Origin of the sequence: Ornithinimicrobium faecis (genome assembly GCF_023923225.1) — a bacterium.
Lineage (GTDB): Bacteria > Actinomycetota > Actinomycetes > Actinomycetales > Dermatophilaceae > Ornithinicoccus > Ornithinicoccus faecis.
Genome location: NZ_CP099489.1, coordinates 861664 through 887106, shown reverse-complemented (window position 1 = coordinate 887106; position 25443 = coordinate 861664). Strand labels below are relative to the sequence as shown.

The 25443-nt window shown below is 69.1% G+C and carries 14 protein-coding genes; all 14 read right to left on the bottom strand.

Annotated features, from left to right (window positions below):
- Positions 1-84 precede the first annotated feature (84 nt).
- The 14 genes from NF556_RS04025 to nuoE all read right to left on the bottom strand — a co-directional run bounded on the left by NF556_RS04025 (position 85) and on the right by nuoE (position 25423).
- Complete coding sequence (locus tag NF556_RS04025; RefSeq protein ID WP_252594220.1) at positions 85-5631, bottom strand: non-ribosomal peptide synthetase/MFS transporter; 5547 nt, start codon at positions 5629-5631, stop codon at positions 85-87.
- Positions 5631-10580 carry a non-ribosomal peptide synthetase gene (locus NF556_RS04020; RefSeq protein WP_252594219.1) on the bottom strand — a complete coding sequence of 1650 codons (4950 nt, stop codon included), beginning with the start codon at positions 10578-10580 and terminating at the stop codon, positions 5631-5633. Before NF556_RS04020 ends, NF556_RS04025 begins: the two co-directional genes overlap by 1 nt.
- 66 nt (positions 10581-10646) lie before the next feature.
- Positions 10647-11375, bottom strand: coding sequence for a 4'-phosphopantetheinyl transferase family protein (locus tag NF556_RS04015; protein ID WP_252594218.1), 729 nt, complete (start codon positions 11373-11375; stop codon positions 10647-10649).
- A 15-nt stretch (positions 11376-11390) separates the two neighbouring features.
- On the bottom strand, positions 11391-12410 hold the full coding sequence (locus NF556_RS04010) for a polyprenyl synthetase family protein (protein WP_252594217.1): 1020 nt from the start codon (positions 12408-12410) through the stop codon (positions 11391-11393).
- Entirely contained in the window at positions 12407-13936 is a 1530-nt protein-coding gene (gene nuoN / locus NF556_RS04005) for an NADH-quinone oxidoreductase subunit NuoN (RefSeq protein WP_252594216.1), read from the bottom strand. The genes NF556_RS04010 and nuoN overlap by 4 nt, the downstream gene beginning before the upstream one ends.
- A complete protein-coding gene (locus tag NF556_RS04000) occupies positions 13936-15462 on the bottom strand; it encodes an NADH-quinone oxidoreductase subunit M (protein ID WP_252594215.1) in 1527 nt (508 codons plus the stop codon). The genes nuoN and NF556_RS04000 overlap by 1 nt, the downstream gene beginning before the upstream one ends.
- Entirely contained in the window at positions 15462-17426 is a 1965-nt protein-coding gene (gene nuoL / locus NF556_RS03995; RefSeq protein WP_425606957.1) for an NADH-quinone oxidoreductase subunit L, read from the bottom strand. Before nuoL ends, NF556_RS04000 begins: the two co-directional genes overlap by 1 nt.
- Positions 17427-17438: 12 nt before the next feature.
- On the bottom strand, positions 17439-17738 hold the full coding sequence (nuoK, locus tag NF556_RS03990) for an NADH-quinone oxidoreductase subunit NuoK (RefSeq protein WP_252594214.1): 300 nt from the start codon (positions 17736-17738) through the stop codon (positions 17439-17441).
- On the bottom strand, positions 17735-18532 hold the full coding sequence (locus tag NF556_RS03985; RefSeq protein WP_252594213.1) for an NADH-quinone oxidoreductase subunit J: 798 nt from the start codon (positions 18530-18532) through the stop codon (positions 17735-17737). The genes nuoK and NF556_RS03985 overlap by 4 nt, the downstream gene beginning before the upstream one ends.
- Entirely contained in the window at positions 18529-19206 is a 678-nt protein-coding gene (nuoI, locus tag NF556_RS03980) for an NADH-quinone oxidoreductase subunit NuoI (RefSeq protein ID WP_252595704.1), read from the bottom strand. Before nuoI ends, NF556_RS03985 begins: the two co-directional genes overlap by 4 nt.
- Positions 19207-19306: 100 nt before the next feature.
- Complete coding sequence (gene nuoH / locus NF556_RS03975) at positions 19307-20815, bottom strand: NADH-quinone oxidoreductase subunit NuoH (RefSeq protein ID WP_425607061.1); 1509 nt, start codon at positions 20813-20815, stop codon at positions 19307-19309.
- The gene (locus tag NF556_RS03970) at positions 20812-23361 is read right to left on the bottom strand and encodes an NADH-quinone oxidoreductase subunit G (protein ID WP_252594212.1); all 2550 of its coding nucleotides are present in this window, start codon (positions 23359-23361) and stop codon (positions 20812-20814) included. The genes nuoH and NF556_RS03970 overlap by 4 nt, the downstream gene beginning before the upstream one ends.
- Positions 23358-24671, bottom strand: a complete 1314-nt coding sequence (gene nuoF / locus NF556_RS03965) for an NADH-quinone oxidoreductase subunit NuoF (RefSeq protein ID WP_252594211.1) — start codon at positions 24669-24671, stop codon at positions 23358-23360. The genes NF556_RS03970 and nuoF overlap by 4 nt, the downstream gene beginning before the upstream one ends.
- Entirely contained in the window at positions 24668-25423 is a 756-nt protein-coding gene (gene nuoE / locus NF556_RS03960; RefSeq protein ID WP_252594210.1) for an NADH-quinone oxidoreductase subunit NuoE, read from the bottom strand. The genes nuoF and nuoE overlap by 4 nt, the downstream gene beginning before the upstream one ends.
- Positions 25424-25443 lie beyond the last annotated feature (20 nt).

Below are 25443 nucleotides of genomic sequence, written 5' to 3'. Positions count from 1 at the left end.
GAGGGGCAGCAGGCCTGAGGCACGGCAGGCTGAGGGTCTGCAGGCCTGAGGGGCCGGGTGAACGCCCGGCCCCTCAGCGTCGGCTCAGGTCCGACTCGTCGCCAGGTGCTGCCGCAGCGCCTCGTCGGCCTGCGCCTGCAACTCGTCGCGGTCGTCAGCAATCTCGGCGTCCGGAAGCGCATCCGGGAGCGCGTCCTCCATGGTGCGCAGTGCAGACACTGACATCCCCAAGACACCCCACACGGTGATGAGCACACCGGTCGCGACCAGGGTCAGCCCCACCCCAGCCACCGAGCCGAGGTGCAGCGCATCCTCCAGCGCGCCGAGGGGCCCACCACCGGCGCGGTCACCGACCCAGTCCGACAGCGGCCCGACCACCAGGAAACCGAACGGCATGGTCGACATCGCCAGCATCTGATTGATCGCCAGCACCCTGCCCTGGAGCTCCAACCCCACCTTGGTCTGGATCAGGGCGAGCCAGTGGGCGTTGAGCACCAGCAAGGAGCCATAGGTCACCAGCATCGCCAAACCCTGCACGATCGGCTGGGTGGTGGCACCGAGCAGGACCACGGCCAGCCCGAGGGTGATCGTTCCTCCGATCATGCCCAGGGCCCGGCGCCGGGTGCCGCCCCAGACCGCCATGAGCAGCGTGCCGAGGAGGGCACCGATGCCCCCACAAGCCAGGACCGCGCCGAGCACCTGGGGTGAGCTGCCCTCCAGCACCAGCGGGGTGGCCAGCACAACCGGCACGGCAAACAGGAAGTTGAAGACGACGAAGAAGACGACCATGACCACCAGTGGTCGACGCCGCACGATGTAGCGCCAGCCGCCCGCAATCTCCGCCCGGAAGGTCTCCTCGCGCCGGATCCACAACCGATCCGGGAAGCGCACGCACAGCAGCACTACAAATGCCAGCACGAAGGTGGTGGCGTCGATGGCCACCACCGGGACCAGGCCAAAAAATCCGATCAGTATGCCGCCGAGCAGCGCCGCGATCAGGTCACCTGCGGAGGCGCCCAGCGTGACCAGGCCGTTGGCCTGGCCGAGGTAGCGCTTGGGCACCAACTGGGTGACGGCTGCCAGATAGGCGGGGCGCTGGAAGGCGTTGGCCACCGACCCCACGCCCGCGAAGAGATAGATGAACCACAGCTCGAGCTGTCCCATCGCGAGGAGCCAGACGAGCGCCGCGGTGGCCACACCGGCCGCAGTGTCGGACAGGATCATCACCCGCCGTCGGTCGAAGCGGTCTGCGACGGCGCCCGCCACTGGAGACAGCACGATGGCTGGAGCGATGGCGAGCACCGAGATCATCGCGAATCGGCTGACGGACCCGGTCTCCTGCAGCACCCACACGCCCAGGGCAAAGCTGGTCAGGCCGGTGCCGATCATCGAGAGCAGTTGGGTGATGGCCACCAGCAGGAAGGTCCTGGTGGAGGCCTCGCGGGCACGGGCGGTCGCTGGCTCGGCGCGGGGTCGCTCGCCGCGCCTCCACCGATCGATGGTCCCGCGCAGCACCCCGGTCAACTCCTCGGCCTGGTGCTTCAGGAAATAGTGACCCGCCCGGTCGATCACCGCCAGGTCGACGTCCTGCGAGAAGTCGGCCCACTCGGCGAACCGCTCCTGATAGAGCTCGGTGGCGCGGTCCCGATCACCCACGACGCACAGCAACGGCGCCTCGAGATGGGGCACCACTCGCCCGGCCTCGACGTCGGTGTAACGGTCGGTGTAATAGCCCTCGGCCTCGCGGGCGTCGTGGCGCAGCGCCCTGATCAGGAAGGAACGGTCTGCCGGGTCCACGACGTCGGTGAAGCCCCCGAGCGAGCGGAGCATGTCGTGATAGGCCCGATCCGACAGGAGACGATCAGTCGGCAGGACTCGATCGAGCGCACGGGCGAAGCGGCCCGGCAGCCGGGCGGCGGGGAAGGTGCCGGCCTCAACGACGCCGAGGACCGAGGTCCCTGCCGCCTCGAGCTGCAGCGCCGTCTCGACGGCGAGCGCACCCCCGAGGCAGTGGCCGTAGAGCACGACGTCGCCCCCCAGGGCCTGGATCTCGGGGACCAGGTCGGCGGCCACGTCGACCAGGGGCCGTGGTGTCTCGTCCCGCCGCGACGTGTCATGGCCGGGCAGGTCGACACCGTGAACCGCGATGTGGTCCGGCATCGCCTCGGCCAGCGGCGCGAAGGTGACCGGGCTGCCACCGCCGTAGGGCACACAGACGACGTGCACCTCGGCTGGTCCCCGCCGATCGCCCAGTGACACCAGCAGTCCCGCCTCGCCCACCTCTCCCCCGGCACGGTCATCGATGCAGGCGGCCAGCGCACGGACCGTGGGACTGCGGAACAGGTCGACCACCGACACGTCCGAGCCGAGGGCCCGGACGGCGCGCACGGCGCTGAAGGAGTCGCCGCCGACGTCGAAGAAGCTGTCCTCGGCTCCAAGCTCGTCCAGGCCCAGGATCTCCTGCCAGACCCGCGCCACCTGGTGCTCGGTGGGTCCGGTGAGTGCCGCGGCGGGGCCGGACCGACGCAGCGAGACGTCGGGAGCGGGCAGCGCAGCACGGTCGATCTTGCCGTTGGCGGTGAGTGGCAGCGTGGGCAGCGGCACCAGGTCCGAGGGGACCATGTAGTCGGGCAGCCGATCGCGCAGTTCCTCGCGCACGGCAGCCAGGTCGAACACGTCGGGCGGACCCTCCGTCGTCAGGTAGGCGACGAGGGTGCGCTGGCCAGGAAGGTCCTCGCGCACCAGCACGAAGCAGTCCTCGACGCCCGCGCACTCCCGGACGGCCAGGGCGACACCACCCGGCTCGACGCGATAGCCGCGGATCTTCACCTGGTCGTCGGAGCGGCCGAGGAACTCGAGGTCACCGCTGGGCCGTCGACGCACCAAGTCCCCGGTGCGATAGGCCCGCTCGTCATGGTCCCGACCGGCACCCGGACTCACGCCACCTGGACCGGTGCTGGTGAGCGACGGCTCGGCGACGAACGCACGGGCCGTCTCCGTCGGCATGCTCAGATAGCCGCGCGAGACTGTCGGCCCGGCGATGACCAACTCTCCCGGGACGCCGACCGGCACCGGCCGACCAGCCGGGTCCAGCACGTGGGCACGGGTCCCGGGGAAGGGGCGACCGAGCGGCACGACGGTTCCCTGCCGCACAGCACCCGCGAGCGGCAGCGCCATGACGGAGACAGTCGTCTCGGAGGGACCGTAGTGGTTGTGAACCGCCAGACCCGGAGCAGCCGCCCGGACGCGATCGATCAGCTCCCAGGGGCACGGTTCACCGGCCAGGATCAGGGCGGTGCCGGGCAGCACCGCCGTCGGGTCCCGCTCGTCCCAGAGCGCCTGCAGGTGACTCGGCACCAGCTTCATCGCGTCGATCCGGTGGTTCCGGAAATATGCCGCCACGGTGTCGGGGTCGGTGACCTCGTCGTAGGTGAGCAGGTGGACTCGGCCACCGCTGGTCAGCGCTCCGAGCAGGTTGGTCAGTCCGAGATCGGCTGACGGCGTGGTCATCATCGCCCACGACCAGCCGTCCCGGACCCCGATGACCTCCCGCAGGCCTGCGAGATAGGCCAGCAGGTGCCGGTGCTCGACCTGCACCCCCTTGGGTGCCCCGGTCGTGCCCGACGTGAAGAGCACATAGGCCACGTCCTCGCCCCGCGCCTCATCGGTCTGGTCGGTGGGAGTCCTGGCCGACACCTCGCGGAGGTCCACGGCGCGATCAGCTGTTGCCTCAGGCAGTCGCGGGAGGAGATGGCTCTGGCTCAGCACCACCGCCGGGGTGGCGGCCTCGATCAGGGCGGCCAGTCGCCCGTCGGGATACATCGGGTCGAGCGGCACGTGGGCCGCGCCAACGCGGAAGGCCGCCAGCATGCCGACGACCACGTCACACGACCGCTCCACCAACAGGCCGATCCGGTCACCACGACCGATGCCCAGGTCTCGCAACCGATCGGCGACGCCCTCGACGCGAGCCAGCAGCTCGGCATACGTCAGATCCTCCCCTCGAGACGTCACGGCGACGCGGTTGGGGTGGCGCTGCGCGACTGAGCGCACAACATCGCCGACGGACCCCTGCCCGATCGGCGTCGGCACGGCGACGTCGGCGCCAACCTGGGCGGGCAGCTCAGCCAGCTCCGCCTCCGTGAGCAGGCAGACCTCGCTCAGCAGCTGGGTGGGGTCCTGGCTCATGGACCGCACGGCCTGCTCCAGGTGACCAACCAGCCGGGTCACGGTCTCCCGATCGAACAGCGCAGTGCGATAGGTCACCGAGATCGTGACGTCGTCAGCGCTCTGGTCACTGGACCCGAGCAGCCCACCCTCGATGTGCAGGCCCAGGTCACACTTGGCAACGGGGGCCAGCACGTCGAGCCAGGTCGCCTCGACCCCTGGGATGGACAACTCGACCCCCGGCTCGGTGTGCACCGTGAGGGAGACCTGATAGAGCGGCGTCGTCGACACGTCCCGCTCCAGGCCGAGTGCCTCGACAACCTGCTCAAAGCCGATCGCCTGGTGTCCCAGACCTGCGCTGGTGATGGTGCGCACGTGGGCCAGCAGGTCGTTAACCGTGTCGGTCTCGCTCGAGCGCGTGCGCAGGGCGACAGTGTTGACGAAGCACCCGATCAGATCCTCAAACTCGGTGCGCGAACGACCGGCCACCGGTGTCCCGACGACGATGTCGTCGGTGCGTGCCCACTGCCCCAGGACCAGGTGCAGCCCCGTCAGGAAGACCATGTATGCCGTGGTGCCGGTCGCCGCGGCCAGCTCACGGACCGCTCGGCCCGCGCGTGCGTCGAGGGGGACGCGGACGGTGTCCCCCGAGGGATCGGCGGTGGCCGGCCGGGGCCGATCCGTCGGCAACTCCAGCAGGCGTGGCGCCCCGGCCAGGTGCTCGGTCCAGTGGCTCAGGCGCCCGCCCTCGGCGCCCTCCGGTCCCTCGCGGTAGTGCGTGACGTCGAGAACCTGCAACCCGCTGCCGGTGAGATTCTCGCCGCGATAGGCCCGCTCCAGGTCGCGGAGCAGGACCGAGACCGACCAGCCGTCGGACGCGATGTGATGCAGCGTGATGAGCAGGCGGTGCTGCTGCGGGCCGGAGCGGACCAGGGTGACCCGCCACGGCTGCTCCGTCGACAGATCGATGGGGCGGCTCACCTCCTCATCCGTGATCCGTTGCAGCGCAGCGGGGTCAGCAACCTCGTCCACCTCGATGACGTTCCATGCCCCAGCCGGTGCAGAGTCCACCGCCGGGACCGGCTCACCGTCCTGGGCAACGATCCGGGTGCGCAGCACCTCGTGTCGCTCGACGACCTGGTCCCATGCCCGGTGCAGCGCCTGCAGGTCCAGTGGTCCGCGCAGGTCCAGGCACGCCGGGATGAGATATGCGGCCGAGTCCGGCTCGAGCTGACTCAGGAACCACAGTCTGCGTTGCGCCGACGACAAGGCCGGCGGCAGGTCCGCGCGGTGCTGAAGCGTCCCGTGCGCGCCGCCATCGTGCCCAGCCTGGTGACCGTCTGCACCGTGGTGATCGGTTTGCTGGCCCGGTCCGCTCCCCCGCTGTCTGCGCTCCCGTGCCATCCGCAACCGCTCACTGACCAGCTCCGCACGGGCGGCAGTTCCCTCAGGTGCGGGCGCCATCAGGACACTCCCTCGGACTCGTCCTGGACCAGAGCCTCCTCGATCGCGGCGGCAAAGCCTCGCAACGTCGGGGCGTGGAACAGGGTGCTGACCGTGATCGGCAGCCCGAAGTCCTCACGGACGGCGGCCACCACCCGCGTGGCCGACAGCGAGTGACCGCCGATCTCGAAGAAGTTGGTCGTCGCGGGCACCTCCTCGACGGGCAGGTGCCTGAGCCACAGCTCCGCCAGGAACTCCTCGAGTTCGGTGAGCTCGGCACCGTCGGCGCGGTCACCCCGCCCCCGCTCCGGATCCGGCTCGGGCAGTGCCCGGCGGTCGACCTTGCCGCTGGAGTTCAGGGGCAGCTCCTCCAGTTGCTGCCACAGGGTCGGCACCATGGCGTCCGGCAACAAACTGGTCAGGAACTCGCGGACGGTGTCCGTGTCGATGTCGTCGGACTCCGGGACCAGATAGCCGACCAGCTGCCCGGCAGCCGGACCATCCTCCTGCACCGTGGACGAGGCGCGGCGCACACCGGGCGCGGCCCGCAGCGCCGCATCGACCTCGTCGAGCTCGATGCGCACGCCGCGGACCTTGACCTGGTGGTCAACACGGCCGAGGCACTCCAGCAGTCCATCGTGGCGCAGTCGTCCCAGGTCCCCGGTGCGATAGATGCGCGGAGCACCGGGCAGGTGGATGCCGGTGGTGAACACCTCCGCTGTCAGATCGTCCCGCCCGTGATAACCGTCAGCCAGGGAGCTCCCGGACAGGTGGATCGCGCCGACCGAACCCACTGCGGTCGGGTGCCCCACCGGGTCCAACACCCACACCCGCGTGTTGCCCAGTGGGCGGCCGACGGGCACGGTGCTGCCCCGGGTGTCCTCCGGGCGGATCTGGTGCACGCAGGACCAGATCGTCGCCTCGGTGGGGCCATAGACGTTCCATGTCTCGGCGCACCGCTCCACCAGTTGCGCCGCCACCAGTGGTGGGACCGCTTCCGCCCCGATCAGGGCACGCACGGGTGGGCCCTTAGGCCAGGCAGCATCGAGCAGCAGACCCCAGCCGGACGGTGTCATCTGCACGACGGTGGCCCCCGCCTGCGAGATGGCCGCAGCAAGGGCAAACCCGTCACGCGCGGTGTCCTCATCGATCACCGCGACCTGAGCACCACAGACCAGTGGGAGCCACACCTCCAGTCCTGCAATGTCGAAGGACGGGGTGGTGACGTGCGTGATCGTGTCCTGTGCCGTCAGCGGCACGACCTCGCCCATGGCCTGCAGGAAACTGGCCAGGGCGCCGTGGCTGATCCGCACCCCCTTGGGCTTGCCGGTCGAGCCGGAGGTGTAGATGAGATAGGCCGGGTCGGATGCGGTGGGAAGGACCACCGACCCGCGTTCGGCCGTCCCCGCCGGGGACTCGTCGGCACCCTCGGGCTGCTCGGTGAGTGAGATGACGGGGGCCAGGTCGGCGAGACCGTCTGGTGCGGACGCGTCGGCGACCAGGACGGCGGCACCGCTGTCCTCCAGGATGTCGCGCAGGCGGGGCACCGGATGCCGGGTGTCGAGCGGCAGGTAGGGACGGCCCGAGAACCAGGCCGCCAGCATCGCCGTGATCCCGTCGGCCCCGCGTCTGGCGGCCACGGCGACGGGTTCCGTCCCAGCCCCGCCCGTGAGTCTGCTGATCCGGGTTGCCAGCTCCCGGGCACGGCGGTCCAGCTCGGCATAGCTGACGGCTCCGCGTCGCGGGCACAAGATAGCCGTGGCTGCAGGTGTCTGGGCACACGCCGCCGACACCAGCTCGGGGGCCGTCTGTGCAGCCACGAGCGGCTCGGCCAGGTTGTGCTCACGCACGGCGGCCACGTCGTTCGGGCCTGCCCAGGCCAGGGCACTGATCGGCTGCTCGGGTGCCTCGAGCGCACCCTCCAACAAGCGCAGCAACTGCTCGCTATAGCGACCGATGCCCTCTGCCGTGTGCAGGTCGGTGTCGAACTCGATGTTGAGCACCGGACCGGAGGGGATGCCGAGCTCCCAGAAGAAGCCGATGTCCGTCTTGGCCCCGCCGTTGGTCGGTTCGCTGTGATAGCTCCAGGTGGTGCCGTCGACCTCGTGCTGGGGGCGGCCATAGTTCTGAACCGCGACGAGCAGCTGGCCGAGGGGCTGTCCGTGCTCGTCGCGGTTCACTCCGATGGGACCCAGGATGTCCGCTGAGGGTGCCCAGGAGTGCTCGAGGTCCACCACAGCACTGTCGGTAACCCGCCGGGCCAACTCGATGAACGTCGGGTCCCCGCTGACGTCGATGCGCGCCGCGGCCGTCTCCAGAAAGGGGCCGATGACCTCCTCCAGATCTGGGTGGCGACGATTGCTGACCGGCACCCGGAACGAGACATCGGGGACCCCGGACTCCCGGTGCAATCGGATGGCGGTGATCGCGGTGAGCACGGCATAGACGGTGACGTGGTGCGCAGCGGCAAAGGCACTCACCCGCTCCAACAGCGCAGGGTCCAGCTCGTGTCGCAGCACGTCTCCCGGACGGACTCCGGTGCGTGGGCGAGACGGCGCGGTGGGTGGCAGGGTGACGGACGGGTCCAGTCCTTCCGCCCGGTTGACCCAGTAGTCCCGCAACCGGTCGGCATCATGCTCCCGCGCCTCCTGCAACCACTGGGCGCCGTCGGCAAAAGATCGGGCCCGGGGAGCCTCCGGCTCACGGCCGGCCGCGAGAGCGGCATAGACCTCGGCGGTGTCGGCCAGGAGGAGTCGGATCGACCACCCGTCACAGGCCGCGTGGTGCACTCGCAGCAACAGGTCTGTCCCGTCCGCACCGGATGGTTCGAGCACCGCTGCCGCCAGCAACCGCCCACGGTGCAGGTCGAGGGGCAGCAGGGCCTGGGCCTCGAGCTCAGGGACCGTGCTGACGACGGTCAGCGGCACCTGATAAGGGTCGGCGATGGTGGCCACGACCCCTTCGCGGTCGGAGCGCAGAGACGTGCGCAGCACCTCGTGTCGGAGCGGGAGCAGGTCCAGGGCGCGCTGGAGCAGATCGAGGTCCAGGGGCTGGTCCACGGTCACGCGCAGCGGCATCACGCTGACTGCGGACTGCCCTTGTGACAGCTCGTCGAGGACGAAGAACTCAACCTGGATGGGCGCCGGAGGATAGACCCGGCCAGTTCCCTCCGCGCCCCATCGCAGGGGCGCCTCGGCCGCAGACGGCGTCGACGCCAGGACCCGTGCCAGGTCAGCCGCGGTGGCACCGACCGGGAAGTCGCTCAGCGGAATCCGGCGGCCCGTGCGCTCGGCCAACCGGTGCAGCACCGAGGCGCTGAGCAACGAGTTGCCACCCAGGTCCGCGAACGCGACGTCGACCGGTGCATCCTGGCTCAGACCGAGGGCCTGACTCCACGCGTGCGCGACGAGGCGCTCGTCGTCGCTCTCGGCGGTCGAGCCGACCGCCGGAGCCGACCGGTCGCCGAGGTCAACCGGAGGCAGTGCCGCACGGTCGATCTTGCCGTTCGGGGTCAGGGGCAACCGCTCCAGCCGCACGACGGCGGACGGCACCATGTAGTGCGGCAGCCGCTCGCGGACCAGGGCGGTCAGCTCGGCAGGCAACCCCTCGGCATACGGTCCCTGGACAAAGGCGACCAGAGCCGGACCCGACACTGCACCGGACTGGACCACCACCACCGCCGAGCTCACGGCGGAGTGCTGCACCAGGGTGGCCTCGATCTCGCCGAGCTCGACCCGGAACCCGCGGATCTTGACCTGGTGATCGGTGCGGCCGCGATAGTGCAGTTGGCCGTCGGGACCACGCAGGCACAGGTCGCCCGTGCGATACATGCGCTCCCCCGGCGCATCGGGGTCGGCCAGGAAACGCTCCGCCGTCAGGGCCGGCTGTCCCAGATAGCCCCGGGCAACGCCAGCACCGGCCAGGTGGAGCTCGCCCACCGCACCGTCCGCAACCGGCCGCCCCCGCTCGTCAAGCAGGTGGGCACGGGTGCCCGGCAGCGGCGTGCCGATCGTCGGCTCCGCGGCTGAGTCACGCGGGACGATGCTGGCCGTGCTGTAGGTCGTGTCCTCGCTCGGTCCGTAGAGGTTGAGCAGCCGCTCCACCTGTGGGTTGCCGTAGACAGCATCGCTGAGGGCCCGGGTGAGCGGCTCGCCGGCCAGGTTCACCGTCCGGACTGATGGCGGCAGGTCGCCGTGAGCGGTGAGGACGGTCATCGCCGACGGCACCGTGTTGACCAGCCGCACGTGGTCGCGGTCGGGCAGCGTCGCCAGCTCCATCGCGTTCTCAGCCAACACCAGGGTGCCCCCAGCAGCCAGCGTCACAAAGATCTCGAAGACCGACAGGTCAAAGCAGATCGACGTGCTGCACAGCACGCCCGACAACTCGTCCGCGGAATAGGTGTCCAGCCCCCACCGCACCAGCGCGAGGGCCTGACGGTGCTCGATCACGACACCCTTGGGGCGACCCGTGGAGCCCGAGGTGTAGATGACGTAGGCGGTGTCGGACACCGACGAGCGAGACCGGGTCCACCCGTCACCAGCCCCTGGCTCGGTGGTCAGGTCCTCTGCAAGCACGCGGGCTCGGTCGCCGAGCACGCCCTGGGTGGCCGCCTGAGCGAGCACCAGGGTGGCGCCACAGTCCTGCACGATGAACGCGATGCGATCGGCTGGATAGGCGGGGTCCAGCGGCACATACGCCGCGCCCGCCCGGTGGATCGCGACGAGGGCCGCGATCAGGGTCGGTGTCCGCTCGAGGCACACGCCGACCAGGTCACCCGGCGAGACGTCTGCGCTCTCGAGGGCGGTCGACCATCGCTCGACCTCGCTCCAGAGTTGCGCGTAGGACACCGCGGTCCCCTGATGGCGCACGGCCGGTGCGTCCGGTGCCCGCTCCACGCTCGCCCTGACCAGTTCGTCGAGCGTCCCGGCTGTCGTCGACACCTCGCGTGCCTGATCCGTCATCGTTGACATGAAAACTCCCCACGATCGTGACCGGCCACCCCCTGTGGCCGCGGCATATCTCGCCAGTCCCAGATGCTAACGCAGGGTTGTCGAAGTCGACACCTGAAGGACACGCGTCGACACGGCACCTGAGGGGGTGTCGTGGGCGGTTGCCAGCAGCGTATGCGGACTGGTCACCTCAGCGTCGGGGTGCCGGAGAGGCCCGTGGTCCAGCACGGTCCATGGCTCCGGTGCCTCGACCTGGGTGACCCCGACATGCACCAGCCGGGGATCGCTCAGGAACCCGGCGCCGTCGGCCTTCAGGACCGCCTCCTTGCGCACCCACCAGCGCTGGAAGGCCGCCGATCTCTCGGTTTCTGGCAGGTGGCGGAGCTGGTCCACCTCCTCGACGGTCCCGACGACCTGCGCCAGAGCGACCAGATCCTCACCGGCCGGTGGTGCTTCCTCGACGTCGACCCCCACGCGGCTGCCGGAGACGGCCAGCGCCAGCACGTGCTGGGTGTGGGAGACGTTGAAGTCCCCGGGGCCAACGCACCCGTCGAGGAAGAGCCGCCCTCGCTCGTCGGCCAGCAGCGGGACGTCGGCGGGGTCACACCCCAGCCGAAGGGCGAGTCTGGCCCGGACCCAGCAGCGGGCCGCCAGCCACTGCTCCCCCAGCGGTGGCACGAGGCGCTGCCCGCGGGTCAACTCCTCTGGTGACAGCCAGGCACGCTCAACCGTGAGCCGGGCTCGTGGCGTCCACTCGACGATGGCGGTCCCGGCCTGCGGCCAGCGCGCGGCGCTGTCCTCCACGCGGACGGTCATGGCGTGAGCCTGGGCTCAGGAGGAGCGCAGGGCGACGCCGTCGACGAGCAGGCGCAGCGCCTGGACTGCAGGCCCCTCCCCGAGCGGCTCGAGCGTCGCCCGTGCCTCGTCGGCCACGCGCAGGGTGTGGGCCCGGGCGGTGTCCATCGCGGGGTGGGCACGCAGCAGCGTCAGGGCCTCGGCCAGCTCGGCCTCGTCCTGGATCGGTCCAGCCACCAGCTCCTTGAGCCGGTCGTCGGCTGGGTCGCTGGAGGCGCGGGCGATGAGCACCGGCAGGGTGGCCTTGCCCTCGCGCAGGTCGGTGCCCGGGGTCTTGCCTGAGTCCGCCGAGTCGGAGGCGATGTCCAGCAGGTCGTCAGCGAGTTGGAAGACCATGCCAACCTTCTCGCCGTACTCGGTGAGCAGCGCGACCGTCGGTGCGTCGCACCCAGAGAACATGGCGCCATAGCGGGCAGCCGTGGCGATGAGGGAGCCGGTCTTGTCGGCGAGGACCCCGAGATAGTGCTCAACCGGCTCGGCACCGGCCGGCACGGGCCGGTCGTCGCGGATCTGCCCGGCGCAGAGCCGGACGAAGGTGTCCGCCTGGATGCCCACGGCCTCGGCCCCGAGCCCGGAGATGATCTTGGAGGCGGTGCCAAAGAGCAGGTCCCCCACCAGGATCGAGGTCGAGTTGTCGAACACCACATTGGCGCTGGGGACGCCTCGGCGCAGCTCGGCCTCATCCATGACGTCATCGTGATAGAGCGAGGCCAGGTGCGTCAGCTCCACCCCCACGGCCGCGTCGACGACCTGCGTCTGCGCGACCTCCTCGGAGGAGAGCGGACCGACCTCCGCAGCAAGCAGGGTCAGCATCGGACGGAAGCGTTTGCCCCCAGCGTCGCTGAGATAGCGCGCGGCCCCGGCGATGAACTCGTCCTCGTGGTCGACGACCTCCGTCAACCGCTGCTGGACGGCACCGAGACCGGCCAGCAGCCGGTCGTTGAGGTCCGAGTCAACACCGGGGACGAGCTGGGGGGACACGTCCTGCCCGGTCACCGCAGGAACTGCGCGGCGTTGGCTGCCAGGTCGAGGACCGGCGCGGGAGCCACGCCCAGGCCGAGGGTCACCAGAACGCCGCAGACGACGGCGAAGGTCGTCAGCGCGGACGGGGTGACGACCACCGTGTCCGTGCGGGTCTCGCCGAAGTAGAGCGTGACGATCACCTTGAAGTAGATGTAGGCCGTCACGGCACTGGCGAGGACACCGATCACCGCGAGCCAGGCGTAGTCGTTGGCGATCGCTGCTGCGAAGACCGCAAACTTGCCGGTGAACCCGGAGGTCAGCGGGATCCCTGCGAAGGCCAGCAGCAGGAACGAGAAGGCTGCGGCCATCCACGGTGAGCGCTTGCCCAACCCGGACCACTGGTTGACGTGGGTGGCCTCGCTGCCGGCCGAGCGCACCAGCGCCACCAGCGCGAAGGCCGGCACCGTCATGAAGCCGTAGGCCGCCAGGTAGAACATCGTGCTCGAGGCGCCGACCTGCTCCATGGCCAGCAGCCCGGTGAGGATGAAGCCGGCGTGGGCGATCGAGGAATAGGCCAGGATCCGCTTGATATCCGTCTGCACGATGGACACCACCGCTCCGACCACCATGGTGATCGCCGCGACGACGGCCAGGATGGGCTGCCAGTCGAGGCGGGCTGCCTCCACACCGACGTAGAACAGTCGGAGCATCGCCCCGAAGGCAGCGACCTTGGTGCACGCGGCCATGAAGCCGGTCACCGGGGTTGGTGCGCCCTGATAGACGTCGGGGGTCCAGGAGTGGAAGGGCACCGCGCCGACCTTGAAGAGCAGACCGGTGGCCAGCAGCAGGATCCCGGGGATCAGCAGGCCGTCCATGCCGGTCTGCGTGCCGATGGCCTCGGCGATCACGTCCAGGCGCATCGAGCCGGAGTAGCCGTAGAGCAGGACCGCACCGAACAGGAAGAACGCGGAGGAGAAGGCACCGAGCAGGAAGTACTTCAGCGCGGCCTCCTGCGAGAGCAGGCGACGACGCCGGGCCAGGCCGGAGAGGATGTACAGCGGCAGGGAGAGGATCTCGAGCGCGATGAACATCAGGATCAGGTCGTTGGCCGCCGGGAAGAGCATCATGCCGCCGATGGCCAGCAGTGTCAGCGGGTAGATCTCGGTGGTGGTGCCGCCCAGACGCACCGCGTCGGCCTCCTCGGCCGACCCGGGGACGGAGACGCCGGACTGGGTGAACGCATCCGGTGTCGTGCCGCCCAGGCGCTCGCTCATCACGAGCACACCCAGGATGGACAGCACCAGCAGGAGTCCCTGGATCATCAGGGTCGGGCCGTCGACGGTGACCGCCCCGGCCGCGGTGATGCCCTGGTTGTCCCGGGCCACCCAGATCAGGGTGACCAGCGCGACCACCAGCGTGCCGATGGTCAGCCAGAGTTGGGCGCTGACCCGCTGCTGTCGCTTCAGGAAGCCCTCCAGCAGACAGCCGATCAGACCGCCAGCGAAGACGACGATGAGCGGCAGGAGCGCCAGATAGTCGATCTCAGGTGCGACGAACATCAGCCCTCACTCCCATCGGCGGAGGTGGCGGGCGCCGGGTCGGTGACTCCGACGTGCTGCAGGGTGATGGTCACCGCGGGCTCCAACATGTCGATGACGGGCTTGGGATAGAAGCCGAGGACGAGGAGGGCACCGATGAGCGGCACGACGACGAACTTCTCACGGACCGTCATGTCGCGGGTGGTCGACAGGTTCTCGGGCTTGGGGCCGGTGGCGATCTTCTGATACCAGAGCAGGATGTAGAGCGCCGCCAGGATCACGCCGGTGGCGCCGAGCACTGCGGCTGCCGGATAGCGCTGGAAGGTGCCCACGATGACCATGAACTCCGAGACGAAGGCGTTCAGGCCCGGCAGGGCGAGGCCGGACAGGCCAGCCACCAGCAGGGTGCCGGCGATGACCGGGGTCACCCGCTGCCACCCGCCGTAGTCGGCGATGTTGCGCGATCCGCGGCGGGCGATGAGCATGCCCGCGATGAGGAACAGCGCCGCGGTGGTGAAGCCGTGGTTGACCATGTAGAGGGTCGACCCGGTCTGGCTGATGGTGGTCATGGCGAAGATGCCCAGGACGATGAACCCGAAGTGGCTGATCGAGGTGAACGCGATCAGGCGCATCATGTCCTTCTGGCCGATGGCCAGCAGCGCGCCGTAGATGATCGAGATCACCGCGAGGACCAGCACCAACGGGGTCGCCCACTTGCTGGCCTCGGGGAACAGTTGCAGGCAGTAGCGCAGCATCCCGAACGTGCCAACCTTGTCGAGCACCCCAACCAGCAGGACCGCCGTGGACGGCCGGGCCTCGGTCGCTGCCTGGGGCAGCCAGGTGTGCACCGGGAACATTGGGGCCTTGATCGCGAAGGCGATGAAGAAGCCGAGGAAGAGCAGCTTCTCGGTCACCCCACCGATCTCCAGGCCGGTCAGGTTCTCCAGCAGGAAGCCCTCGCTGCCGCCGGGGCCGGCCACGTAGAGACCGATGACGGCCACCAGCATGATCAGTCCGCCGAGCAGGGAGTAGAGCAGGAACTTGGTCGCTGCGGCCGCCCGCTCCGGTCCGCCGTACTGCCCGATCAGGAAGTAGACCGGGACCAGCATGGCCTCGAAGAAGACATAGAAGAGGAAGACGTCGGTCGCCGCGAAGACACCGATCATCATGGCCTCGAGCAGCAGGATCCACGCGACGTAGCCCTGCTGGCGCCGCGTGCCGTCGGACGGGACGTCGTCCCAGGCGGCGATCAGGCAGATCGGCACCAGGATCACGCTCAGCAGGATCATCGACAGCGCGATGCCGTCGACGCCCAGGGCGAAGCTCACGCCAAACTGCGGGATCCAGGAGTAGGTCTCCTGCAGCTGGACGTGGCCGTTGCCGACGATGAACTCGAGGCCGACGAACAGCGCGATCGCGAGGGTGACCAGGGACACCCCGAGGGCAAACTCCCGGGACCGGGCGAAGCCACGGGGCATCAGGACCAGGGCGAGAGCACCCAGCGCAGGCACCGCCAGCAGGATCGTCAACCAGGGCATGTCTGACATCACTGAATCACCCACACAGCACCGAGGATGGCGACGATGCCAGCGAGCATCGTCAGGGCATAGGAGCGGACAAAGCCGTTCTGGGCCTGTCGCACGACGTTCGCCAGACCGGCCACGCCGCGGCTGGTGCCGCCGACCATGGCGCCGTCGACGACGTCCTTGTCTGCGGCCTCAAGACCGACCACGAGGGCCGCCCCAGGACGGCGCAGGAAGGTCTCGTTGAACTCGTCCTGCAGCAGGTCCTTGCGCGCCGCGCGGGTCGCGAAGGACGCCTCCGGAGCCACCACCGGCACCTCGTCGCGGCCGAAGCGGAGCCAGGCCAGGCCGGCGCCGAGCGCGACGAGGACCAGCGTGAGCGTCATGATCACCGGCACCGAGATCACCGGCTCGTGGTGCTCCACATGCCCAGTGACCGGCTCGAGCCAGTTGGTGAAGGTGTCGTTCCAGCTGAGCAGGAAGCCCAGCGCGACCGAGCCAACCGCCAGGATCATCATCGGCACCGTCATGGACAGCGGTGACTCGTGGGGGTCGATGTCGTCCTCCCAGCGTGTCTTGCCGTGGAAGGTCATGAAGAACAGACGCGACATATAGAAGGCGGTGATGCCGGCGCCGATCAGGGCCACGCCACCGAAGACCCACGGCTGCCAGGCGCCAGCGCCCTGGTCGACGAAGGCCGACTCAATGATCTTGTCCTTGGACCAGAACCCAGCAAACGGTGGCACGCCCAGGATGGCCAGCCAGCCAGCCATGAAGGTCAACCAGGTGACCTTCATGACGCGAGAGAGCCCGCCGAAGCGACGCATGTCGACGCGGTTGGCCATGCCGTGCATGACCGAGCCGGCACCGAGGAACATGCCGGCCTTGAAGAAGCCGTGCGTGATCAGGTGGAAGATCGCGAAGGCGTAGCCAATCGGGCCCAGGCCGGCCGCGAGCATCATGTAGCCGATCTGGCTCATCGTGGAGGCTGCCAGCGCCTTCTTGATGTCGTCCTTGGCGCAACCGACGATCGCACCGAACAGCAGGGTGATGCCACCGACGATGGCGACCGCCAGCCGGGCATCGGGTGTCAGATCGAAGATGGCCTGGCTGCGCACGATGAGGTAGACACCGGCGGTGACCATGGTCGCGGCGTGGATCAGTGCCGACACCGGTGTCGGGCCGGCCATCGCGTCGCCCAGCCAGCTCTGCAGTGGGAACTGGGCGGACTTGCCACAGGCCCCGGCCAGGAGCAGCAGTCCGATGCCGGTCAGCACCGCGGGCGTCGCCGAGGCGGCATCGCCGTGGACCGTCGCGAAGTCGAGCCCGCCAAAGGTGGCCAGCATCCAGGCCATCGCGATGAGCAGGGCGAAGTCTCCGATGCGGTTCACCACAAAGGCCTTGTTGGCCGCGCTGGCATAGGCCGGGTTGTGGTTCCAGAACCCGATGAGCAGGTAGGAGGCCAGACCCACACCCTCCCAGCCGACGAACAGCAGCAGGTAGGAGTCGGCCAGCACCAGGATGAGCATCGCCGCGACGAAGAGGTTCAGGTAGGCGAAGAACCGGCGCTTGTCCGGGTCGTCCGCCATGTAGCCCAGGGAGTAGACGTGGATCAGTGAGCCGACGAAGGTGATCAGCAGCACGAACGCCATCGACAGCGGGTCGACCAGCAACCCAGCGTGCAGCGTCAGGTCACCGGCGCTCACCCAGTCCCACAGTGGGATCGACATGCTGCGCTCGTCGGCCCCCAGGCCGGACAGCTGCAGAACGACGAGGGCGCCGACGACGAAGCTGCCCCACGACAGCACGGTGGCCAACAGTGGCCCGAAGGTGTCAGTGGCCCGACCACCGACCAGCAGCAGGGCGGCGCCCAGCAGTGGCAGGGCGATCAGCAGCCAGGCCAGCGCCGAGGTCCCGGTGGCCTCCACGGCCCGGACCGCACTGGGGTCAGCGAGTGCGACGCCGACCGATGTCTCGAGAACAGACACGCAGCTCGCTCCTTACAGCTTCAGCAGGTTGGCGTCGTCGACCGAAGCCGAGCGACGCGCCCGATAGATGGACATGATGATGGCCAGTCCGACGACCACCTCTGCGGCAGCGACGACCATGACGAACAGGGCATAGACCTGCCCGTCAACGGTGCCGTGCATGCGCGCGAAGGTGATGAGCGCCAGGTTGCAGGCGTTGAGCATGAGCTCGACACCCATGAACACGATGATGGTGTTGCGGCGCAGCAGGACGACCAGAGCACCGATCGTGAAGAGCAGCGTCGCCAGGTAGATGTAGGCGGACAGGTTCATGCCTGCTCCCCCCGCTCAGTTGTGGGCGGCACCGGACGGTCCGCCGCCTCGGTCTCGGTCGGGTCTCCGGAGGGGTCAACACCCTGGTAGGGCACGGGCTGAGCCTGACCACGCGCGACGAGCACACGCGGGACAGAGTGCTCGGCCGGTGTCCCGTCCGGCAGCAGGGCCGGAGTGTCCGACGCGTTGTGCCGGGCGTAGACACCGGGCGCCGGCTTGCCCGCCACGAAGGTGTTGGAGCGGATGCGGTTGGCCGCGAGCTCGCGCTGCGTGCGCTTCGGGGTGAGCCGCTCGCGGTGCGCGAGCACCATGGCGCCCATCACGGCGATCACCAACAGTGAGCCGAGGACCTCGAAGCTGAAGACCTGGTGGCTGAAGATCTCCCGCGCCAGGGCGGTGACGGTGCCCTCGCTCTGGGCTGCTTCCAGCCCCACGGGCTCAGGGAAGGTGACCTTGCCGAGCCCGAACATGGCCAGGCCCATGAACAGCAGTGCCAGGATCCATCCCCAGATGCGCTGACCGCCGATGGTTTCGATGCTGGACGTGGTCGAGCCAACACCGACGGTCATGACCACGAACAGGAACAGCATCATGACGGCACCGGAGTAGACGAAGATCTGAATGATCCCGACGAACTCGGCGTATTGGGCGATGTAGAAGATGCCGAGACCGACCATGACCATCGCCATGGCCATCGCGGCATGCACGGCCTTGCGCACGAACAGGAGCCCGAGAGCCCCCAGGACGCAGGCGGGGCCGAGCACCCAGAAGAGCAGGGCCTCACCTCCGCTCACCGGGTCACCTCCTCGTGGTCGTTGCCGTGCTCGTCACCCGGTGCGACGGACGCGGCCTGCTCAGCCTGGGCAGCACGCTGGGACGCCTTGTCACGCGCGAAGGCATAGTCACGCTGGGCCAGCGTCGGTGCGGTCACGGCCCCGCGATAGTAGTCGCGCTCGGAGGCGCCCTCTGCCATCGGGAACGGCGGGGGCAGCTGCCCCTCCTTCAGCGGAGCCAGCAGCTGGTGCTTCTCATAGATCAGCGGGGCGCGCTCGCTGTCGGCGAGCTCGTACTCGTTGGTCATCGTCAGGGCCCGGGTGGGACACGCCTCGATGCAGAGCCCACAGAAGATGCAGCGCAGGTAGTTGATCTGGTAGACGCGGCCGTAGCGCTCACCGGGCGAGAATCGAGCCTCCTCGGTGTTGTCCGCACCCTCGACGTAGATCGCGTCAGCCGGGCACGCCCACGCGCACAACTCGCAGCCGACGCACTTCTCCAGCCCGTCCGGGTGGCGGTTGAGCTGGTGGCGGCCATGGAAGCGGGCCGCGGTCGGGCGGGGCTTCTCGGGGTATTCCTCGGTGTAGATCTTGCGGAACATCGTCCCGAAGGAGACACCGAACCCGGCCACCGGCGCGAAGAGCTCCTCGAGGAAGCTCGGCTTCTCCTGGGTGCCGTCGCGGCGGGTCACCAGGGCAGGTGCCGGCTCCGGTGCTGGCACCCTGGCGACCTCGTGCCGCTGGGTGCTGTCCTGCTCCGGTGTGTCGGAGCCTGCGTGTCTTGGTTGCTTGCGCTCAGCCACGGGTGTCCTCCCCGTCGGTGTCGTGGGACTCTGCAGAATCGGGTTCTGCGGGGTTGGGCTCGGTGGGGTTGGGCTCGGTGGCGCCGGGGTCGGCCACGACGGTCGTCGTGGCACCTGCGGCGCTGCCCGCGACCGGCTTGGCCGCGGTCACGGCAGGGGCACGTGTCGTCGGCTCGACCAGGGTCTGTCCGGGCAGTGGGGGCACGGGGAAGCCGCCGGCGAACGGGTCCACCTCGACCGGGGGGCGCCGGTCCTCGAGCGTTTGCTGTTCCTTCTTTTCCAGGCGGGCCATCAGCAGGGTGATGCCGCCGACGACGCCGAGGATGACCACGGCGGTGGTGATGATGACCGGCAGGCGGCCCTCACCGAAGTAGCCGATGCTCGGGTCGGCCGCGCGCATCAGGATGACGGCGACGACCCAGACCAGCGACAGCGGGATCAGGACCTTCCAGCCGAGCTTCATGAACTGGTCATAGCGAACCCGTGGGAGCGAGCCGCGCAGCCAGACGTAGAAGAAGATAAACAGCCACATCTTGCCGGTGAACCAGAGCAGGCCCCACCAGCCCTCGCTGAACATGCCGTCGTTGATGGCCCCGATCGGCCAGGGCGCGTGGAAGCCGCCGAGGAAGAGCGTGGTCGCCAGGGCGGAGACGGTGAACATGTTGATGTATTCACCGAGGAAGAACATGCCGAACTTCATCGAGGAGTATTCGGTGTGGAATCCGCCACCGAGCTCACCCTCGCCCTCGGCGAGGTCGAAGGGCAGCCGGTTGGTCTCACCCACCATGGTGATGACGTAGACCACGAAGGAGAAGAACAGCGGGAAGGCGAACCACCAGCGGTCTTGCGCGGCAACGATCTCGCTGGTCGACATGGATCCGGCGTAGAGGAAGACCGCCACCAGCGACAGGCCCATGGCGATCTCGTAGGACACCACCTGCGCCGTCGAGCGGAGACCACCGAGCAGTGGGTAGGTCGACCCGGAGGACCAGCCAGCCAGCACAAAGCCGTAGGCACCGACACCAGCGACAGCCAGCACCAGCAGCGTGGCGGCCGGCATGTCGGTGAGTTGCAGCGGCGTGGTGTGCCCGAACATCGACACCTCGCCTCCCATCGGGATGATCCCGAAGGAGACAAAGGCCAAGGACCCCACCATCAGCGGGGCCAGGATGAACATCACCTTGTCCGCGTTCTTGGGGGTGACGTCCTCCTTCATGATCAGCTTGAGGCCGTCGGCGAGGGTCTGCAGGATGCCGAACGGACCAAACCGGTTGGGTCCGGGGCGCTGCTGCATCCGACCGATGATCCGGCGCTCGGCCCAGATGACGACCAGGACCGAGAGCAGCAGGTAGACGAAGATCCCGACGGCCTTGATCAGCGAGAGCCACCACGGGGTGTCGCTGAAATCGGCGCGGGGACCGTCCGCCATCGGCAGTGGGACCGCCGCCAGCAGGGACGGGGTGTGCGCCGCGATCTCGTTGACCGCGCTCAGGGCGCTCATGCCTGGCCTCCTGTGACGCTCTGTCGTCCCGCACCTGCTGTGGCCGGGCCCGGGGACGCCGCGAGACGCACGAGCGCCCCGGACTCGGCGCCGAGGGTGGCCCGAACCGTGGATCCAGCGGAATTGGTGGGGAGCCAGACCACATGGTCGGGCATCGCTGTGAGCTCCACCGGCAGGGTGATCGTCCCGCGGTCGGTGCTGACGGACAGCTCGCCGTCGAGCGCCGCGCCGACGGCCTCAGCCGTGGCAGCAGAGATGCGTGCCACCGCACGGGGTGCGGTGCCGGCCAGGAACGGCTCGCCGTCCTGGAGCGACCCCTCGTCGAGCAGGTGGTGCCAGGTGGCCAGCACGGCCTCACCCGCGGACGGGCGAGCCGGCTCGGCCGAGGCGACACGCTGCACCGAGCTGGTGCCCTCCCAGGAGCCGAGGCCGGTCATCTCGCGACGCAGGTCCTGCAGGTCACGGGCACCCAGCTGGATGCCCATCTCGGCGGCCAGCAGGTCCAGGACGGTGTGGTCGGCCAGCGCGTTGGACTCCAGGGCCTGCTCAAAGGGCCGCAGACGCCCCTCCCAGTTGGCGTAGGCGCCGGCCTTCTCCTGCTGGGGTGCGACCGGCAGGATGACGTCGGCGAACTCGTGGACGACCGACTCGCGGAACTCCAGGGACACGACGAACGAACGCTCCAGCGCGGCCCGTGCCAGGACAGGGTCCGGCAAGTCATCGGGGTCGACGCCGCCGACGACCAACGCCGACAGGTCTCCGACTGCTGCGGCCTGGAGAATGCCCTCCGTGTCCCGCCCGGGCTGTGCCGGCAGGCCGACACCCCAGGTCTGGGCCACCGCGTCACGTGCTGCCTCGTCCTCCACGGGACGACCGCCTGGCAGCAGGGTGGGCAGAGCGCCAACCTCGATGGCACCGCGCTCACCGGCACGGCGCGGCACCCAGGCCAAACGGGCTCCGGTCGCCTCGGCCAGGGCAGCGGCTCCGGACAGACCGCCGGGCACCAGGGCCAGGCGCTCGCCGACCAGGATGACCGAGTCTGCGGTGAGCGCTGCCGCTGCGGCGGTCACCGGGTCAGTGCCGTCGCCGGGCTCGCCGGAGCGGTCGGCGGCCAGCGCCTGCAGGATCTCGGTCTCGGTGCCGGGAGCAGCCGGGATCAGCGTGCCACCCATCTTGGTCAGTCCACGCGTGGCGAACGGTGCGATGGAGTGGACCGAGGTCTTCTGCGCCCGGTGGGCCTTGCGCAGGCGCAGGAACAGGATCGGGCTCTCGTCCTCGGGCTCCAGGCCGACGAGCAGCACCGACGGGGCGGCCTCCACATCGCTGTAGGTGACCGACGTGTTGCGGGCGACGTGGGAGCCGAGGAAGTCGGTCTCCTCAGCGGACAGCGGCCGAGCCCGGAAATCAATGTCGTTCGTCCCCAGGACCGTGCGCGCGAACTTGCTGTAGCCGTAGTTGTCCTCGACGGAGCCGCGGCCGCCGACGAGCACGCCAGCTCCGCCGTCCGCGTGGGCAGCAGCCAGCCCGCGGGCGGCCGCAGCCAGCGCCTCGTCCCAGGTGGCCACGTGGTATTGCCCGTCCTCACCGCGGACCACCGGGTCGCGCAGACGGTCCGGCTGGGTCGCGTAGGGGAAGGCCCAGCGACCCTTGTCGCAGTTCCACTCCTCGTTGACGTCCATGTCCTCCAGCGCCATCCGACGCAGCACGCTGCCCCGCCGGTGGTCGGTGCGGATCGAGCACCCAGAGGCGCAGTGCTCACACACGCTGGTGGTGGACACCAGGTCGAACGGACGCGAGCGGAAGCGATAGGCGGAACCAGTCAGGGCACCGACCGGGCAGATCTGGACGGTGTTGCCGGAGAAGTACGACTCGAACGGCTTCTCCTCATAGATGCCGACCTGCTGCAGCGCGCCGCGCTCGATGAGCGCGATGAACGGGTCGCCGGCGATCTGGTCGGAGAACCGCGTGCACCGGGCGCACAGGACGCAGCGCTCGCGGTCCAGCAGCACCTGGGCGGAGATGTTGATCGGCTTGGGATAGGTCCGCTTGATGTCCTCGAAGCGAGAGACCGGGCGGCCGGCGGACATCGCCTGGTTCTGCAGCGGGCACTCCCCGCCCTTGTCGCAGACCGGGCAGTCCAGCGGGTGGTTGATGAGCAGGAACTCCATCTGCCCGTGCTGCGCCTTGTCGGCGACGGGCGAGGTGTGCTGCGACTTGACCTGCATGCCCTCGGACACGGCCAGGGTGCAGGATGCCTGCGGCTTGGGCATCGGCTTGACGTTGCCCTCGCGGTCCGGGGTCGCGACCTCGACCATGCACTGGCGGCAGGCGCCGACCGGGTCGAGCAGCGGGTGATCGCAGAATCGCGGGATCTCCACGCCGATCTGCTCGGCCGCGCGGATCACCAGCGTCCCCTCGGGGACGCTGACGTCGACGCCGTCGATGGTCAGCGAGACCATCTTCACGGCTGGCTCGGCCGGGATCTCGGCGTTGCCGCCGGTGTCCACCGCGTTGCCGCCGGCGGCGGGTGAGGTGTTGACAGTCATGCTGGCTGAGTCTCCTTCGCGAACAGCATCGAACGCTCCGGCGGGAAGAGCTCGGACGCCGGGGTGTGCATGCCGGCCTCGAACTCCTCACGGAAATACTGCACCGCCGAGGTGATCGGGCTGGTTGCACCGTCGCCCAGGGCGCAGAACGCGCGACCCAGGATGTTGTCACAGATGTCGACGAGCTTGTCGATGTCGTCCTGGCTGCCCCGGCCCTCTTCCAGCCGGTGCATGATCTGCTTGAGCCAGTAGGTGCCCTCCCGGCAGGGGGTGCACTTGCCACAGGACTCGTGGGCATAGAAGTCGGTCCAGCGCGACACCGCCCGCACGACTGACGTCGTCTCGTCAAAGATCTGCAGGGCGCGGGTGCCGAGCATCGAGCCCTCGGCTGCCACGGACTCAAAGTCCAGTGGCACGTCCAGGTGCTGGTCGGTGAACAGCGGCGTCGAGGACCCACCAGGGGTCCAGAACTTCAACTGGTGGCCCTCACGGATGCCGCCGGCCATGTCCAGCAACTCACGCAGGGTGATGCCCAGGGGCGCCTCATACTGACCCGGCCGGGTGACGTGTCCGGAGAGGCTGAAGATGCCGAAGCCCTGTGACTTCTCGGTGCCCATCCCGGCGAACCAGTCCGCGCCGTTGGCTGCGATGGGAGCAATCGAGGCGATCGACTCCACGTTGTTGACCACGGTCGGACGCGCATAGAGACCGGCGACGGCCGGGAACGGAGGCTTGAGCCGCGGCTGACCGCGACGGCCCTCGAGGGAGTCCAGCAGCGCCGTCTCCTCACCACAGATGTAGGCGCCGGCCCCCGAGTGCAGGGTGATGTCCAGGTCATAGCCGGTGCCGAGGATGTCCTTGCCGAGGTAACCCGCGGCATACGCCTCGGCGATGGCCCGCTGAACGCGACGGTGGACGTGGGCCACCTCTCCGCGCAGGTAGATGAAGGCGTGGTTGCAGCCGATCGCGAAGGACGTGATGATCATGCCCTCGATCAGGAACTGCGGGGCCGCCAGGAGCAGCGGGATGTCCTTACAGGTGCCCGGCTCAGCCTCATCGGCATTGACGACCAGATAGCGCGGCCCACCATCGGGCGGGGGCAGGAAGCTCCACTTCAGGCCGGTGGGGAACCCGGCGCCACCACGACCGCGCAGACCGGAGTCCTTGGCCATCTGCACCAGGTCGGCCTGCTCGGTCTGCAGCGCCTTGCGCAGACCGGCATAGCCGCCGTTGGCCTCGTAGGTCTCCAGGGTCCAGCTCGTGGGGTGGTCCCAGAACTTGGTCAGGATCGGGGTCAGCTGTGTGCTCACGCGTCCTTCTCCTCGTCCGTCTTCTGCTCGGTCGACTGCTCCGCCGAAGGTGCGGCCCAGCCGTTCTTCTTCGCCAGGTTCAGGCCCTCGAGCGAGGCCGGTCCGGCACCCACACCCTCGTCGGCCAGGCCGTCCTCAAAGCCGGCCAGCATGCGGGAGACCGCCTTGAAGGAGCAGACGCGCGCGGCGCCGCGGGTCGGGGCGACCGGGACGCCGGAGCGCAGGTCGTCGACCATCTTCTTGGTGCTCTCCGGGGTCTGGTTGTCGAAGAACTCCCAGTTGGCCATGACCACCGGCGCGAAGTCGCAGGCCGCGTTGCACTCGACCCGCTCCAGGGTGATCTTGCCGTCGGGCGTCGTCTCGTCGTGCCCGATCCCCAGGTGCTCGCTGACCTCGTCAAAGATCTGGTCGCCGCCCATGATCGCGCAGAGCGTGTTGGTGCACACGCCCACGGTGTACTCACCGTTGGGGTGGCGCTTGTACTGCGTGTAGAACGTCGCAACGCCCGACACCTCGGCGCGCGTCAGGTCCAGCATCTCGGCGCACAGGTCGATGCCGCGACCCGTGACAAAGCCGTCGACAGACTGGACCAGGTGCAGCATCGGCAGCAGCGCGGAGCGCTTCTGCGGATACTTCGCAATGATGACCGCGGCGTCGGCACGCAGCGTGGCCAGCACGTCCTCGGCGTAGGGCTCCTCGCTCGCGTGGAGCGGGGTATAGCGGTGCAGCGGGTCGTGAGTCTCTGCGCTCATCGTTCCTCCTTGATGAGCTC

Excerpts from the sequence above, each read along its gene's own strand:
- nuoK (WP_252594214.1), bottom strand. The coding sequence starts at position 17,738 with ATGAACCTGTCCGCCTACATCTACCTGGCGACGCTGCTCTTCACGATC.
- NF556_RS04020 (WP_252594219.1), bottom strand. The coding sequence starts at position 10,580 with ATGTCAACGATGACGGATCAGGCACGCGAGGTGTCGACGACAGCCGGG.
- nuoH (WP_425607061.1), bottom strand. The coding sequence starts at position 20,815 with ATGAGCGCCCTGAGCGCGGTCAACGAGATCGCGGCGCACACCCCGTCC.
- NF556_RS04000 (WP_252594215.1), bottom strand. The coding sequence starts at position 15,462 with ATGTCAGACATGCCCTGGTTGACGATCCTGCTGGCGGTGCCTGCGCTG.
- nuoE (WP_252594210.1), bottom strand. The coding sequence starts at position 25,423 with ATGAGCGCAGAGACTCACGACCCGCTGCACCGCTATACCCCGCTCCAC.
- nuoN (WP_252594216.1), bottom strand. The coding sequence starts at position 13,936 with ATGTTCGTCGCACCTGAGATCGACTATCTGGCGCTCCTGCCGCTCATC.
- NF556_RS04025 (WP_252594220.1), bottom strand. The coding sequence starts at position 5,631 with ATGGCGCCCGCACCTGAGGGAACTGCCGCCCGTGCGGAGCTGGTCAGT.
- NF556_RS03970 (WP_252594212.1), bottom strand. The coding sequence starts at position 23,361 with ATGACTGTCAACACCTCACCCGCCGCCGGCGGCAACGCGGTGGACACC.
- NF556_RS04015 (WP_252594218.1), bottom strand. The coding sequence starts at position 11,375 with ATGACCGTCCGCGTGGAGGACAGCGCCGCGCGCTGGCCGCAGGCCGGG.